This window comes from Neolewinella marina (assembly GCF_002631205.1).
Lineage (GTDB): Bacteria > Bacteroidota > Bacteroidia > Chitinophagales > Saprospiraceae > Neolewinella > Neolewinella marina.
Window position 1 is genome coordinate 869642 of the sequence record NZ_PDLO01000001.1, and the last position, 12101, is coordinate 881742.

13 protein-coding genes are annotated in these 12101 nt (G+C 64.8%); 7 read left to right on the forward strand and 6 right to left on the reverse strand.

Going from position 1 to position 12101, the window contains the following annotated elements:
* Positions 1-22 precede the first annotated feature (22 nt).
* On the reverse strand, positions 23-715 hold the full coding sequence (locus CGL56_RS03545) for an HAD family hydrolase (protein ID WP_099105107.1): 693 nt from the start codon (positions 713-715) through the stop codon (positions 23-25).
* Positions 716-897: 182 nt separating this feature from the next.
* Entirely contained in the window at positions 898-1167 is a 270-nt protein-coding gene (locus CGL56_RS03550) for a SemiSWEET family sugar transporter (RefSeq protein ID WP_099105108.1), read from the reverse strand.
* Between the two features lie 92 nt (positions 1168-1259).
* Between CGL56_RS03550 and CGL56_RS03555 the strand changes: the two genes are divergently transcribed.
* Both CGL56_RS03555 and CGL56_RS03560 read left to right on the forward strand, forming a co-directional pair.
* Positions 1260-2789, forward strand: a complete 1530-nt coding sequence (locus CGL56_RS03555) for an FG-GAP repeat domain-containing protein (protein ID WP_099105109.1) — start codon at positions 1260-1262, stop codon at positions 2787-2789.
* 58 nt (positions 2790-2847) lie between these two features.
* The gene (locus CGL56_RS03560) at positions 2848-4968 is read left to right on the forward strand and encodes a serine hydrolase (protein ID WP_167641501.1); all 2121 of its coding nucleotides are present in this window, start codon (positions 2848-2850) and stop codon (positions 4966-4968) included.
* Between the two features lie 18 nt (positions 4969-4986).
* Here CGL56_RS03560 and CGL56_RS03565 read toward each other — a convergent pair whose 3' ends face one another.
* Entirely contained in the window at positions 4987-5397 is a 411-nt protein-coding gene (locus tag CGL56_RS03565) for a hypothetical protein (protein WP_099105111.1), read from the reverse strand.
* A 107-nt stretch (positions 5398-5504) separates the two neighbouring features.
* Here CGL56_RS03565 and cfa point away from each other — a divergent pair, with 107 nt between their 5' ends.
* Positions 5505-6614 carry a cyclopropane fatty acyl phospholipid synthase gene (cfa, locus tag CGL56_RS03570; RefSeq protein WP_099105112.1) on the forward strand — a complete coding sequence of 370 codons (1110 nt, stop codon included), beginning with the start codon at positions 5505-5507 and terminating at the stop codon, positions 6612-6614.
* Between the two features lie 35 nt (positions 6615-6649).
* Here cfa and CGL56_RS03575 read toward each other — a convergent pair whose 3' ends face one another.
* Positions 6650-7633: a pyruvate dehydrogenase complex E1 component subunit beta gene (locus CGL56_RS03575; RefSeq protein WP_099105113.1), complete on the reverse strand. Its 984-nt coding sequence runs from the start codon at positions 7631-7633 to the stop codon at positions 6650-6652.
* Positions 7634-7755: 122 nt separating this feature from the next.
* On the opposite strand from CGL56_RS03575, the gene CGL56_RS18185 reads away from it, so the two are divergent.
* The 3 genes from CGL56_RS18185 (at position 7756) to mnmD (ending at position 9003) form a co-directional block, all read left to right on the forward strand.
* A complete protein-coding gene (locus CGL56_RS18185; protein WP_167641500.1) occupies positions 7756-7896 on the forward strand; it encodes a hypothetical protein in 141 nt (46 codons plus the stop codon).
* 81 nt (positions 7897-7977) lie between these two features.
* A complete protein-coding gene (ytxJ, locus tag CGL56_RS03580; protein WP_099105114.1) occupies positions 7978-8310 on the forward strand; it encodes a bacillithiol system redox-active protein YtxJ in 333 nt (110 codons plus the stop codon).
* Positions 8311-9003 (forward strand): tRNA (5-methylaminomethyl-2-thiouridine)(34)-methyltransferase MnmD, encoded by a 693-nt coding sequence (gene mnmD / locus CGL56_RS03585; RefSeq protein WP_209280253.1) that lies wholly within the window; start codon positions 8311-8313, stop codon positions 9001-9003.
* Here mnmD and CGL56_RS03590 read toward each other — a convergent pair.
* Positions 8944-9513 (reverse strand): AP2 domain-containing protein, encoded by a 570-nt coding sequence (locus CGL56_RS03590; protein WP_099105115.1) that lies wholly within the window; start codon positions 9511-9513, stop codon positions 8944-8946. The two genes, mnmD and CGL56_RS03590, sit on opposite strands and share 60 nt — an antisense overlap.
* A gap of 179 nt (positions 9514-9692) precedes the next feature.
* On the opposite strand from CGL56_RS03590, the gene ribD reads away from it, so the two are divergent.
* The gene (gene ribD, locus CGL56_RS03595; protein ID WP_099105116.1) at positions 9693-10757 is read left to right on the forward strand and encodes a bifunctional diaminohydroxyphosphoribosylaminopyrimidine deaminase/5-amino-6-(5-phosphoribosylamino)uracil reductase RibD; all 1065 of its coding nucleotides are present in this window, start codon (positions 9693-9695) and stop codon (positions 10755-10757) included.
* Here the strand turns inward: ribD and rocD are convergent.
* A complete protein-coding gene (gene rocD / locus CGL56_RS03600) occupies positions 10754-12064 on the reverse strand; it encodes an ornithine--oxo-acid transaminase (protein WP_099105117.1) in 1311 nt (436 codons plus the stop codon). The two genes, ribD and rocD, sit on opposite strands and share 4 nt — an antisense overlap.
* Positions 12065-12101 lie beyond the last annotated feature (37 nt).

Below are 12101 nucleotides of genomic sequence, written 5' to 3' on the forward strand. Positions count from 1 at the left end.
GAGATCCCGGGCGGTTGTTGGCTTACCCCGGCAACAACCCCTTCAGCTCCCCCAGGGTGTCGCAGCGCAGCAGCCGGTCGTGCTCCACGGGCTCCTTTACCACCTCGTGGACCCAGGTTGTGTGGAAGGGCACGTGGACGGCGAATCCGCCGAGTTTCAGCACGGGCAGGATATCGCTTTTGACGCTGTTGCCAATCATGAGGAACTCCTCCGGCCGGCAGTCGAGGTGGGCGATGAGCTTGCGGTAGTTCTCCTCCCCCTTGTCGCTCATCACCTCGATGTGGTGGAAGTGGCGGGCCAGTCCCGAGCGTTCGAGCTTTCGCTCCTGGTCGAGCAGGTCGCCCTTGGTGGCCAGCACCAGGCGGTAGCGGGCGCCCAGGTACTCGAGGGTTTCCTCCACCCCCTCCAGCAGTTCTACGGGTTTATCGAGCATCTCCTTGGCGATGTTGATGGCCCGCTCCACCACCGACAGCGGCGCGCGGCCATCGGTGACCCGGATGATGGTCTCCACCATCGACAGGGCAAAGGCCTTGATGCCGTAGCCGTAAAGCGGCAGGTTGGCGATCTCGGTGGCGTAAAGCTCCCGGTTCACGGTGTGGTGGGGCAGGTAATCCTCGAGCAGTCCGCAGAAGACGTCCTCCGCCTCGCGAAAGAAGGGCTCGTTGACCCACAGGGTATCGTCGGCGTCGAAGGCGATCACGCGTAGCTTGTCCATGGGACGAAGGTAGAGATGTTTCGTGGGGGGAACCGGACCCTCTAAGTTCTTGTGGAACCGGACCCTCGAAGGTCCTGGGGACACTTCGAGGTCCTGATGATCGGCGTCCTAGACACAGCAAAGGACCTCGCAGTGTCGCCGGGCGCAGCCGGTGACCTGCGCAGTGTCCGGAAAACGACACCCTACCGCCGCGCCCGGTACACGGCCTGCAGCTTCAGCAAAAAGATCAGTCCGGCCAGGCTGGCCGTAACGGCGTTGGCCACGATGATGGGCAGGTCGCCGATGCAGTAACCGTAGATCAGCCACAGCAGTGTGCCCGCCAGCAGCATGCTGAAGGTGGCCAGGGAGAGGGACGCCGTATCCCGGTAGCGGATGGACTTATACGCCTGGGGAACGAAGGCGGCCGTGGTGAGCAGGGCGGCCAGTCCACCGATCAGGGAAACAACGGTCATGGAGGCAGTGATTGCGGACCGCGAAAGTACCCCCTTTTGGCGTCACCGCCGACAAGCGCCGCCGCCCGGCGTGCAGTACCTTGGCGCCGCCCATGCGCAAACTTCCCCTCTACGGTTTCCTCCTCGGCCTCGGCGTGCTGCTGCTGGGCCGCTGTACGCCAAAACCCCAAGCCCGCGAGCTGGTGGAGCGCCACTGCGGATCCTGCCACCTGCCCCCGGATCCGGCCGCCCTGCCGCGGGCCATCTGGGAACAGCGGGTACTCCCCGAAATGGGTGCGCGGATGGGGATGCGCTCAATGACCTACGACCCGGCCGGACAGCTAGCCCCCGAAGAATACGACCTGGCCGTGGCCCACGGCTTCTACCCCGACCTGCCGACGCTCTCCTACGACGACTGGACAGCCATCCAGGCCTACATCCTGGAGCGGGCACCCGCCGCCCTGCCGCCGCCACCGGCTCTGCCGCTGGACAGCCTGCCGGGCTTCGCCCCCCGCTTCATCGACGTAGACGGGAAGGGTGGATCGCTGGTCACCTTTCTCGCGCCTGGCCCCGACGGACTGGCCATCGGTGACGGATACGGACAGCTGCACCTGCTCGACCCGACCGGAAAGCTCCACAAACACCACGGGCTGACGCTACCCCTCGTCCATTACCAACCCACCCCGACGGGCGACCTCCTGCTGGAGATCGGCAACATCTACCCCACCGAGGCGCGTAACGGCAAGCTGTACCGGGTGGCGGACGGCCGCTCCGAAGTGGTGGCCGACAGTCTCCACCGGCCCGTCCACCTGCTGGTGGAGGACCTGGACGGCGACGGCCAGGCCGAGATCGTCGTCTCCGAGTTCGGCAACTATTCCGGCGCCCTGACCCTGCTGCGCCCCGAAGGCCGGGGCGGCTACACCCGCAGCCGACTGCTCGGCGCAGCCGGGGCCACCCGCGTAGTGGCCACGGACCTGAACCGCGACGGCCGCCAGGACCTCGTGGTGCTCCACGCCCAGGGCGACGAGGGGATCGACGCCCTCTACCAACGGCCCGACGGCGGCTTCTCCCGCGAGCAATTGCTCCGCTTCTCCCCCGTCTGGGGTACGAGCTGGTTCGAGCTGGTGGACTACGACCGCGACGGCGACCTGGACCTCGTCACCGTCCACGGTGACAACGCCGACTACTCGAACGTCCGCAAGCCCTACCACGGACTGCGCATCTTCGCCAACGCCGGCGACCAGACCTTCAGCGAGGTCTACTTCCAGCCCCTGCCCGGCGCCACCCGGGTGGTGGCCCGCGACTTCGACGCCGACGGAGACCTGGACCTGGCCGTGGCCTGCAACTTCGCCGACTACGCCACCCGCCCGGAAGCCTCCTTCGTGTACCTGGAAGGCACGCCCCCCCACCCCGCCGACGGCACCCCGACTTTCCGCGCCTTCACCACTCCGGCCGCGCTGGAGGGCCGCTGGCTCATTCTGGAGGCCGGGGATTTCGACGGCGATGGCGACGATGACATCGCCCTGGGGTCCTTCACCCTCAATCCCGCCCCCGTACCCGACAGCCTGGAAACCCGCTGGCGGGAGGGCACCACCGACGTGCTGCTGTTGGAAAACCTCCGGGAGGGAACCCTTGTCGAGTGATTCACCCGGGGTAAAAAGGCATACGGGCAGCTTATCTTCCCCTAAATTTTTACCCCCCATGCGCTACCTCGTCTTTCTGCTGTTCCTCTTTTCCGCTTGCGCGGCCACCGATGCCCCCCGGACGGCCACTACCGCCGAACACGGCGGCCCCCGCTACTCCCTCGGGCAGTGGTCCTTCCACCGCGCCCTCTTCGACGGAGAGATGAGCAACTTCGACTTCGTGCGCACCGCCGGGGAGATGGGCTTCGAGGGCGTGGAGCTCGTGAACCAGTTCTTCGCCGACCGGGTGGATAATCCGGCCTTCCTCGACAGCCTCAAGGCCACCGCCGCGGACGCCGGCGTGGAGCTGACCATGCTCCTCATCGACGGGGCCGGCAACCTCGGGGCCAGCGACCCCGTCGCGAGGAACGCCGCGGTAGAACAGCACCTCGCCTGGCTGGAAGCCACCCAGCGGCTCGGCATCCCGGCCATGCGCATCAACGCCCACGGCGACGGCGACGCGGAGCAGGTGCTGAAGGCCAGCGTCGACGGCATCGGTCGCCTGGCGCGGGCCGCCAACCAGCGGGGCATCCGCATCCTCATCGAGAACCACGGGGGCTGGAGCAACAGCGGCGCCTGGCTCACCGAACTGCTCAGCCGGTTGCGGGAATACGAGGTTGGGTCGGTGGCCGACTTCGACAACTGGTGCATCGAACGCGACAATGGCCAGCTGTGGGGCGGCAACTGCACCAAACGCTACGACCGCTACGAAGGCCTGCAGGAACTGATGCCCTACGCCGGCGGCGTGAGCGTGAAGGCTTTCAATTTCGACCAGGACGGCCGGGAAACCAGCATGGACTTCGCCGCCCTGTTCGACATCATCCGCGCCTCCGGCTACGATGGCTACCTCGGCATCGAATACGAGGGCGACAGCCTGCCCCCCCGCGAAGGGATCGAAAAAACGCGAGCCCTGGCCGAGCGCAGCTGGCCCCGCCGTGAGGTGGTCGGGGCACCGGCCATGGAGCGGATCGACAGCACCCTGGAGGGATTCGTCCGGCGGGGCGACGTAGCCGGCGTATCCGCCCTCGTCTACGAAAAGGGGGAAGAGGTCTACTTCGGCGCCTTCGGGGAGGCTGACCGGGAAGCCGGCACGCCCATGCAGCGCAACACCATCGTTCAGATCTATTCCATGACCAAGCCCGTCACCGGCGTCGCCCTGATGCAGCTGTACGAGGCCGGGAAGTTCCAGCTCGATGATCCTTTGGCCGACTACCTGCCGGAGTTCGCCAACCTGCGCGTCTACCAGGGCGTCGGGGACGCGGGTGCCATGAACACCACCGCGCCCGGGCGGCCCCTGACCGTCCGCGACATCACCCGCCACACCAGCGGCTTCTACAACGGCGGCGATACCCCCGGCCTCCAGGCCGCCTACGAAGCCGCCGACCTGCGCAACTACGACAATACCCTGTCGGCGATGGGCGCAAAACTCGGCCGCCTGCCCCTCCTCTTCGAGCCCGGCACCCAGTGGCACTACGGCCTGTCGGTCGACGTCCAGGCGCTTCTGGTGGAGCGGCTCTCCGGTCAGCCCTTCGATGCATACATCCGGGAGCACATCCTGGACCCCCTGGGCATGGACGAGACCCGCTACGTGGTGCCGGAGGCCGACCTCGACCGCTTCTCCGCGGCCTACAACCGCGCCGCGGACGGCACCCTTACCCAGCTGCCGAACGAAGAGGCCCACGCGTTCAACCTGCGCAAGTGGCCCCTGACCCCCGGAGGCTTCGGACTGACTTCCACCCTGGACGACTATATGACCTTCGCCCGGATGCTCGTCAACGAAGGCACCCTTGAGGGCACCACCATCCTGCAACCCGAAACCGTCCGCCTCATGCGTACCAACCACCTGGCGGATACGGTGACCGAACGCTCCTGGCTGCCCTCCAAGGGGCAGGTGGGTTTCGGCATCGACTTCGCCGTGCGCCAGCGCCCCCCCGCCACGGCGGAGGAAAACCCCGGCACGGTTGGCGAGTTCTTCTGGGACGGCGCGGCCAGCACCCTGTTCTGGGTGGATCCGGCGAATGAACTCACGGCGGTGCTATTCGTACAACTGTTCCCCTACGACCAGATCGGCCTCCACCACGACTTCCGCCGGGCGGTGTACGGCCCCTTCCGACCGCTGCCCACGGCCGCAGGGCACTAGATCGAGATCGGGCGGCCCCTAAAGGGAGGTGGGCTCGTCGCTCACCTTGGCGTAGCGCTCACCGCAGCCTTCAATGCAGGCGGGGTTGGTCACCGTCAGCGTATCTCCCACCAACACGAAGGGCAGCCGGCGCAGGTCGGGGCAGTCGGGCCGCAGGGTGCTGTCCTGCAGCGAATAGGTGCCCGAGGAGGTCTCCGCGTCGCCCACGCAGAAGTTGAAGTTGGCGGACAGGGTCCCGTCGGGGCGCAGCACCAGCAGGTTGTCGGAATCCACCGGTTGGTAGGTACCGGATCCGTCGCCGGGATCCGCGTAGACGGCCACGAGCTCCCAGGTGCCGGGAAGGTTACCGGTAATCACCTTTTCCTGCGGGCTGCAGGACGAGAGCATCAGCAGTAAAAACAAGCCCGTAAAGCAGCAGTAACGTACCATAGGTTTTGATTTTTCCAGCAGACGACGGCCGTTGGGGTTTCGTTGGTGGAATTCGGGAATTCGTGCGAAATGGCATACATTCAAAGCAGCCTTATGCATTGAACACTATGAGCACCGCGAAACAAACAGTCACCGACCTCCTCAGTCGGGCCGGAATCGTCGTCAACGGCCGCCGGCCGGTGGACCTCCAGGTGCACCGCGAGCGCTTCTACGACCGGGTGCTGGCCGAGGGCATCCTGGGCTTCGGGGAGAGCTACATGGACGGCGACTGGGACTGCGAGGCCCTCGACGATCTCATCACCCAGGTCCTGCGGGCCAACCTCGCCGAGCGCGTACGCCCGCTGAAGATGTTCTGGCCCGTCCTGCGCGCCAAAATTTCCAACCAGCAGCGGAAGTCGAAGGCCCTCCGCGTCGGGGAGCAGCACTACGACATCGGCAACGACCTTTACGAGCGGATGCTGGACCGGCGCATGACCTACACCTGCGCCTACTGGAAGAACGCCACCACCCTGGACGAAGCCCAGGAAGCTAAACTCGACCTCGTCTGCCGCAAGATCGGCCTCCAGCCCGGCATGAAGGTGCTAGACATCGGTTGCGGCTGGGGCAGCTTCGCCGGCTACGCCGCGGAGCGTTACGGGGTATCGGTGGTGGGCGTCACCATCTCCAAGGAGCAGCTCCGCCTGGCGCGGGAACGCTACGGCCACCTCGACGTCGAATTCCGCTTCCAGGACTACCGCGAGGTAGACGAAACCTTCGACCACGTGGTTTCCCTGGGCATGTTCGAGCACGTCGGGCCCAAGAACCACCACACCTTCATGCGGGTGGTGGATCGCTGCCTGTCCGACGACGGCCTATTCCTGCTGCACACCATTGGCACCAACCTGAGCCGGATCGTTTCCGACGCCTGGACGGACAAGTACATCTTCCCCGGCGGCGTGGCCCCCAGCGCGTTACAGATCACCCGGGCCGCGGAGGGGCTGTTCACCATCAAGGACTGGCACAACTTCGGCGGCGATTACGACCGGACCCTCCTGGCCTGGTACGCCAATTTCGAGCGCCACCGCGGGGAGCTCACCGACTACGACGAGCGGTTCTACCGCATGTGGCGGTTCTTCCTGCTGACGGCGGCCGGCGGTTTCCGCAGTCACCGCAACCACCTCTGGCAGATCGTCTTCGCCAAGCCCGCCGGGCGGGTGGCCTATGATTCAGTAAGGTAGCCGCCGCCGGGGGCGGCGGCGGCATGTATTTGGGACTAGCGGGCGTAGGACACCTGCTTCACCGCACGGACGATCTTCTCGGCGTTGGGCAGGAACTCCTCCACGAAATTGGCGGCGTAACCGAGGTTGACATCGGCCGAGTTCACGCGGATGACGGGCGCGTCGAGGTAGTCGAAGGCCGACTTCTGGATCTCGTAGGCGATCTCCGAGCTCACCCCGGCGAAGGGCCAGCTTTCGTCGATCACGACGCAGCGGTTGGTCTTCTTCACCGACTCGACAATGGTCTTGCGGTCCAGGGGGCGGATGGTGCGCAGGTCGATCACCTCGGCGCTGATGCCCTCCCGCTCCAGCAGGTTGGCGGCCTCCATGACGGGCAGCATCATCTTGTTGTAGCTCACCAGGGTGACGTCGGTGCCCTGGCGGCGGACGGCGGCCTTGCCGATCTCCACCAGGTACTCGCCCTCGGGCACTTCACCTTCGTAGCCGTAGAGCAGCTCGGACTCCATCACGCACACGGGATCCGGGTCGCGGATGGCGCTCTTCAGCAAGCCCTTGGCGTCGGCGGGGTCGGTGCAGGAGATCACCTTCAGGCCGGGGGTGTTGGCCATCCAGCTCTCGAAGGTCTGGCTGTGCTGCTGCGCCAGCTGTCCGGCACTGCCGCTGGGCCCGCGGAAGACGATGGGGCAGCTGTACTGACCGGCCGACTGGCTCAGGGTCTTGGCGGCGTTGTTGATGATCTGGTCGAAGGCCAGGACGGCGAAGTTCCAGGTCATGAATTCCACGATCGGCTTCAGGCCGTTCATCGCGGCACCCACGCCGATACCGGCAAATCCCAGCTCGGCGATCGGGGTATCGATCACCCGCTCCGGGCCGAACTCGTCCAGCATCCCTTTGCTAACTTTGTAGGCGCCGTTGTACTGAGCAACTTCCTCTCCCATCAGGAAGACGGTTTCGTCGCGGCGCATCTCTTCAATCATCGCCTCCCGGAGGGCGTCACGTAGGGCAATTTTTCTGGCCATTTTCGGTTCTATTTGCAATCGGTGTAGCCTTTCGGCGGTGGCCGGCAAAAGTACGCCACGCCGAACAATTGCGCCAACCAAAGCCTCAGTCCCTTACCTTCCCTCCCCCAGCAGCCGTATATATGAAATCACTCCGACGCTCCCTTACCTTCCTTTCCGCCGCCAGCGTACTGCTGCTGAGCTCCTGCAACCGGGGCTTCGGTTGCCCCACAAACCTTTCGCTCGACGAGCTTGTTTCCGGCGTGTGGCCCCTGCTGGTGTAGGGCGCTTTTTCACTTTTTTTTGCGCGGACGCGGGTGCCCCGGCCCCGGTCAACGCCATGCCCCAACCGGAAGACCATCTCCATGAACTGGAATTCAATTACTAGCGTACACGACATCGAGGCAATCATCGAGCGGAGCCATACCGTGCCCTGCCTCATCCTCAAGCACAGCACCTCTTGCCCCATCAGCAGCATGGCCAAGAACCGCCTGGAAAAGCAGTGGGACATCGAAGGTGACGCCCTGGAGCCCTACTACCTCGACCTGATCCGTTACCGGGAGGTGAGCAACTACATCGCTTCCGAATTCGGCGTCCGCCACGAGTCGCCCCAGGTACTGCTCATCCGCGACGGCCGCTGCGTGTACGACGCCAGCCACCTCGACATTCGCATCGACGAACTCCGGCAAACCGCCTGAGTGGACCGGCCCGCACTGGTCCATACCGCCGACGGCAGCCACAGCCTGCACAGCCCCCGCTTCGGGGTCAATTACCACAGCACCCACGGCGCCCTCCAGGAAAGCCGCCACGTATTCATCGAGGCCGGCCTGCACCCCCTGCTGACCGGATATCCCCCTGGCCAGCCCCTCCGCATCCTGGAAATGGGCTTCGGCACCGGGCTCAACGCCCTCCTCGTCCGCCAAATCGCCCGCGCCTACCCGGACCACCGCTTTTACTACACCACCTTTGAGCGTTTTCCGGTGCCCGCGGAGGTCGTGGAGCAACTGAATTATCCGGAAGTACTGGGGGTGGAGCCTGAGTTTCTCCACGGCCTGCACGCCGCGCCCTGGGAGGAAGCCGTGGACCTGGATCCCAACTTTACCTTGCTGAAACGTCAGGCCGACTTTCTATCGGACCAGTCACCCGATGCCGAGCCCTGCGACCTGATCTTCTACGATGCCTTCGCGCCGGAGAACCAGCCCGAACTGTGGTCGGTGGAGGCCATGCGTCACTGCGCCCGCCGGCTTCGTACGGGGGGCGTGCTGGTGACTTACTGCGCCAAGGGGCAGTTCAAGCGGAACCTGCGCGCCGCCGGCTTCCGGGTGGAGGCCCTACCGGGCCCGCCGGGCAAGCGGGAGATGACCCGGGCGCACGTCATTGATCTTGCCTAGCTTGCCGTAGAGCTCCAGCGACTTCTGGTTGTAGGCCAGGGCTGCCTCCTCGGCCGTACCGTACATGCCGATGTGGACGCTGCGGCGATTCACCGAGATTACGGCGCGGTAGCGGTTGTTCTCCTTGTATACGCCGGTGTAGCCGATCTTGCTCGACGAGCGCCGCTTCCGGCTGGCCACCGAACGGCTCCGGTACTCCAGGTTCTCCAGCCGGCAATCAAGTTTGTTCCCGTTCAGGGAGCCCACCAGTTTGCGCTCCCCCACCCGCTTGTGGCTCAGGTAGCGCTCCGCGATCAGCTTGTGCAGGTACAGGGTTACCGTCCGGTACCCTTTCTTTGCCGTCTCACACTTGAACGTTTTCTGAAAGACCACGCAACCCGAGGAATGAAGGCGTAAATTGTCCAACACCTCCAGCTCCCGCAAATAGGGATCACGACTTAACTCCTGAAAAACATGCTGATCGACAACCGCCACTTCGGGGGCATTTTTCAGTTGAATACGGTGTACCATAACCTTGCTTTGTATAAGTGCGTCGGGCGGTGATGCCGGTCACCCACCCACGTATTGTTTATGTTATTCACTAATGGAATTCAAAACTAATTGTTTTTACCGTTTTCCCGAAAGATTGAGCATGTAAATCTACCATTCGCCCGATTTATCCGACAACTCACCCCTCCAACCGACATTTTGTGAAAAATACTGACATTCTCGCCCGTACCGCCCAACTGGCCCACCTCGCGGATTCCCAGGTGATGGACAACCCCCGGGTGGGGGCCGTGCTGGTGCACGACGGGCGGGTGATCGGCGAGGGCTACCACCAGCGGGCGGGCGAGGCCCACGCCGAGGTGAACTGCCTGGCCTCGGTGCGGGAGGAGGACCTGCCGCTGATTCCGGAGGCCACCCTCTTCGTCAGTCTGGAACCCTGCTGCATCAAGGGGCGCACCCCGGCCTGCACCGGCCTGATCCTGCGGGAAAAGGTGCGCAAGGTGGTCTTCGCCCAGCGGGATACCACCGACGAGGTGTCGGGCCGCGGCGCGGCCATCCTGCGGGAAGCCGGCGTGCGGGTCAAGGAATATCCCGACTTTACCCCCACCGAACTCACCAACCGCAACCGGATGATCTTTACCACCGAGCAACGCCCCTTCATTTTGCTGAAGTACGCCCGCTCGGCCGACGGGTTCCTGCGCCCCAAGGACCGCAGCAAGAAGTACTGGATCACGAACGACATCAGCCGCCGCCTCGTCCACCGCTGGCGGACGGCCACCAACGCCGTCATCGTGGGTGCCCGTACCATCATCGAAGACGACCCCAAGCTCGACAGCCGCTTTTTCCCCGGCCCCGACCCCCGACCGGTGATCCTGGACCTCCACGACCGCCTGTCGGGCCGCGAGAAGGTATTCAGCGACGGCCGGATCCGCCCCCTGGTGTTCACCGGCCGCCGCCCGGCGAAAATGAAGGCCGACACCGTCGAGATCAAGGAAAAAGACCTCAACAAGAAGGCCCTGAAGAAGATCATGCGCAAGCTGCACGAACTCAAGTTCAGCCACGTCACCGTCGAAGGCGGGGCCACCACCCTGGAAGCGTTTCTGAGCAAGGGCCTGTGGGACGAGGCCCGCATCTTTACCGGGCCGGCGCGCTTCGGCCACGGCCTCCACGCCCCTACCCTGCCGGCCAGCGCCCGCCTGCTGCGCAGCGACCGGATCGGCACCGACCTGCTGGAGGTTTTCCAGCCTTCCCGGGTATCTGAGGGTTAGGCCCGGTTCACTTCCTGGTCGTCCGCCCCGACGGAGGCGGTCTCCGCGAGGTCGGCAATGGCCTGTCCGATAATGTCACAGGCCTCCGTCAGTTCCGCTTCCGAGATCACCAGCGGTGGCGCAAAGCGGATGATGTTGCCGTGGGTGGGCTTGGCCAGCAGTCCCCGGTCGGCCAGCGCCATACAGAGGTTCCAGGCGGTATCGCTTTCCGGGCTGTCGTTGATCACCAGGGCATTCAGCAGGCCCTTTCCGCGCACCAGCCGGAGGGTAGCGGGATACTGCTCCACGAGTTCCTGCATCCGGGCGCGGAAGATCTCGCCCAGGCGGCGGGCGTTCTGCGTCAGTTTTTCGTCGCGTACCACCTCCAGGGCTTCCCGGGCCACGGCGCAGGCCACCGGGTTCCCGCCGAAGGTGCTGCCGTGCTGCCCCGGCTGGATGACGTGCATGACTGCATCGTCCGCCAGCACCGCCGAGACCGGATAAGTACCGCCGCTGAGGGCCTTGCCCAGGATGAGCACGTCCGGACGGGTGTAGGTCGCCTGCCGCTCGCAGTGACCCGTACAGCTGCAATCCCCGCAGACGCGCAACAGCGCCCCGGTGCGCCCGACGCCGGTCTGTATCTCATCGGCAATGAAGAGTACGTTCTGTTCGCGGCAGGCCGCGGCCACTTCGGGGATGTAGTTGTCCTCCGGTACGAATACGCCCGCTTCCCCCTGGATGGGTTCCACGAGGACGCCGGCGATGGTCGCGGGGTCGTCGGCCAGTTTCCGGCGCAGTGCCTCGAGGTCACCGTAGGGTACCGACTCGAAGCCGGGGGTGTAGGGACCGAAGTTGCCCTTGGCGTTGGGGTCGGAGCTGAAACTGATGATGGTGGTGGTGCGCCCGTGGAAATTCTGCCCGCACACGATGATCCGGGCCTTGTCCCGGGGGATGCCCTTTACTTCGTAGCCCCACTTGCGACAGATCTTGATGGCGGTTTCGACGGCCTCGGCGCCGGTATTCATGGGCAGCACCTTGTCGAAGTGGAAGTACTCGGTCAGGTACTGCTTGTAGGGGCCGAGTTGGTCGTTGTGGAACGCGCGGCTGGTGAGGGTGAGCAGCTCCGCCTGCCGCTTCAGGGCCCCCACGATGCGGGGGTGGCAGTGGCCCTGGTTCACGGCCGAGTAGGCCGACAGAAAGTCGAAATACTGCTTGCCCTCCACGTCGTAGAGGTAGACGCCGCGGCCTTCCTTCAGCACGACGGGCAGGGGGTGGTAGTTGTGGGCACCGTGGCGGTCCTCCAGGGCGATGTAATCTTGGCTGGTCATGCGGGCTTGGTTTGCTGCTAAGGTAGTGCCCCGCCCG

Excerpts from the sequence above, each read along its gene's own strand:
- CGL56_RS03560 (WP_167641501.1), top strand. The coding sequence starts at position 2,848 with ATGCGCTACCTCGTCTTTCTGCTGTTCCTCTTTTCCGCTTGCGCGGCC.
- ytxJ (WP_099105114.1), top strand. The coding sequence starts at position 7,978 with ATGAACTGGAATTCAATTACTAGCGTACACGACATCGAGGCAATCATC.
- CGL56_RS03545 (WP_099105107.1), bottom strand. The coding sequence starts at position 715 with ATGGACAAGCTACGCGTGATCGCCTTCGACGCCGACGATACCCTGTGG.
- rocD (WP_099105117.1), bottom strand. The coding sequence starts at position 12,064 with ATGACCAGCCAAGATTACATCGCCCTGGAGGACCGCCACGGTGCCCAC.
- CGL56_RS03555 (WP_099105109.1), top strand. The coding sequence starts at position 1,260 with ATGCGCAAACTTCCCCTCTACGGTTTCCTCCTCGGCCTCGGCGTGCTG.
- cfa (WP_099105112.1), top strand. The coding sequence starts at position 5,505 with ATGAGCACCGCGAAACAAACAGTCACCGACCTCCTCAGTCGGGCCGGA.
- CGL56_RS03590 (WP_099105115.1), bottom strand. The coding sequence starts at position 9,513 with ATGGTACACCGTATTCAACTGAAAAATGCCCCCGAAGTGGCGGTTGTC.
- CGL56_RS18185 (WP_167641500.1), top strand. The coding sequence starts at position 7,756 with ATGAAATCACTCCGACGCTCCCTTACCTTCCTTTCCGCCGCCAGCGTA.
- CGL56_RS03550 (WP_099105108.1), bottom strand. The coding sequence starts at position 1,167 with ATGACCGTTGTTTCCCTGATCGGTGGACTGGCCGCCCTGCTCACCACG.
- CGL56_RS03575 (WP_099105113.1), bottom strand. The coding sequence starts at position 7,633 with ATGGCCAGAAAAATTGCCCTACGTGACGCCCTCCGGGAGGCGATGATT.
- CGL56_RS03565 (WP_099105111.1), bottom strand. The coding sequence starts at position 5,397 with ATGGTACGTTACTGCTGCTTTACGGGCTTGTTTTTACTGCTGATGCTC.